We start from the raw sequence: 1,689 nt of genomic DNA on the forward strand, positions 1-1,689 counted from the left end.
GCCTGCTGCTGCCGGGTGGTCGCAGTCCGCCGGGTCCAGGTGCTGGGGGAAGCCCTCCACCGCGTGCCTCGCCTCCCCGCCGCACAGGACGCACGGGCGGGGTGTCGCGAGGGTGACCACGTCGTCGCCGTCCGGGACCGTGGGGGCAGCGGTGGGGGTGGGGGTGGGGGGCTCGGGCGGTGCGGGCTGCGGCTTCGGTTGCGGCTGCGGAGGGGCCAGTTTTGCCTGTGCCTGCTGGAGGAAGTACGCGTACTTGTCGCGTGCCTCGCCCGACGGTTCCCGGCCGGCTTCCCAGCCGCCGATCCTCGACTCGGTGACCGCGAGGGCCTTCGCGACCTGGGTGCGGGACAGGCCGAGGCGTTCCCGGAGGGCGCGGCGCTCGTCGGCGGGCGGCAGCGGGGTTTCCTGGCGGGCGTCGGCGAGAAGGGCGTCGATCGCCTCGAAGTCCGTCATCGTGCCGCTCCCTCCACCACTGCTGAGCGAGGTTACCAAGTGGCTGCTGCGCCGGTCGGGCGGTGCGGGCGCTCTGGTCGTCGGCGGCGGGAGGACTGTTCGGGTGGTTCGGTGGGCGGTGCACGGGCGTCGGGAGGCGGTCCGGTGAGAAATCGGGAGGCTGGAGGGGCAGCGGGGGAACGTGCACGTGAAGGGCGGAGGTGCACGTGACGTGGACCGGTGCCGTCGGTGATGCGGAGGTTGGCATGGCTGGAACAGCGCGGCCGGTCGTGATCGTCCTGAGCGCCTCGCCGGGGATCGAGAAGCCGGGGGCCGTGGACACTTCGTTCCTCGCGCCGCCCCGGGGCGCCGGTCCGGTGCTCCTCCGGACCGTGCCCGAGCAGTTCGGCTGACAGGCGGCGGTGCGACGGTGCTGGCCCTGTCGATCTGCCTGGCGCTGCTGGCGGCGGTGGGCAATGCGGCGGCTTCGGTGCTCCAGCGGCGGGCGGCGGCCGACACCGGCCGGGTGGGGACGGCCGTACGGGGGTGGTGGCCCGGGCTCGTGAAGCGGCGGGTGTGGGTGTGGGGGTCGGTGTTGCTCGCCCTGGCGGGGGTGTTCCAGGCGCTGGCGCTTGCGGCGGGGCCGTTGGCTGTGGTGCAGCCGGTGATGAGCACGGAGCTGTTGTTCACACTGGTGCTGGGGAGTCTGGCGTTCCGGCGGCAGCCTGACAGGCGGACGTGGTGGGCGTTCGCGGGGATGGCGGGAGGACTGGCGGCGTTCCTGGCGCTGGCGGAGCCGTCGGGCGGGCGACGGTGCCGGCGGCGGACTGGCTGTTGGTGGGCGCGTTGATCGGCGCGGTGATGGCCGTGCTGGTGGCCGTGGCGTTGCGGTTGCCGTCGGCGGCGCGGGCTGCGGTGCTGGGAACCGCGACGGCGATGGGGTTCTCGTGCACGGCCGCGCTGTTGAAGGATGCCCTGGGGCGGCTGCCTGACGGGGTGGGGGCGGTGTTCACGGGGTGGCCGCTGTATGCGGCGATGGCGGTGGGGCTGGGGAGCTTTGTACTGCTTCAGGTGACGTTCCGGGCGGGCTCATTGGTGGCCTCGCAGCCCGCGCTGACGCTGGGGGACGCGCTGTTGAGCGTGGTGCTGGGCGTCGTGCTCTTCGAGGAGCAGGTGGTCGTGGGGGTGCGCGGGGTGTTCGAGGCGCTGGCGCTCGGGGTTCTGGTGGTGGCGTGCGCGCGGCTGGCGCGGTCGCCG

Annotated in this window: 4 protein-coding genes; 3 read left to right on the plus strand and 1 reads right to left on the minus strand. The window is 74.0% G+C overall.

All coding sequences use genetic code 11. The features are described from left to right. Window positions 1–453: DNA-binding transcriptional regulator (locus tag HTZ82_RS05025; RefSeq protein ID WP_175408048.1), on the minus strand; the 453-nt coding region annotated here is incomplete at its 3' end. Window positions 454–698: 245 nt separating this feature from the next. On the opposite strand from HTZ82_RS05025, the gene HTZ82_RS05030 reads away from it, so the two are divergent. The 3 genes from HTZ82_RS05030 to HTZ82_RS32000 form a co-directional block, all read left to right on the plus strand. Then, window positions 699–845, plus strand: a complete 147-nt coding sequence (locus tag HTZ82_RS05030) for a hypothetical protein (RefSeq protein WP_175408049.1) — start codon at window positions 699–701, stop codon at window positions 843–845. 17 nt (window positions 846–862) lie between these two features. Further along, window positions 863–1,282 carry a hypothetical protein gene (locus HTZ82_RS31995; RefSeq protein ID WP_254711627.1) on the plus strand — a complete coding sequence of 140 codons (420 nt, stop codon included), beginning with the start codon at window positions 863–865 and terminating at the stop codon, window positions 1,280–1,282. After that, the coding region (locus HTZ82_RS32000) for a DMT family transporter (protein ID WP_309235311.1) at window positions 1,270–1,689 on the plus strand (420 nt) is incomplete at its 3' end. The genes HTZ82_RS31995 and HTZ82_RS32000, both read left to right, overlap by 13 nt.

The organism is Streptomyces sp. TRM64462 (genome assembly GCF_013362995.1).
Taxonomy (GTDB): domain Bacteria; phylum Actinomycetota; class Actinomycetes; order Streptomycetales; family Streptomycetaceae; genus Streptomyces.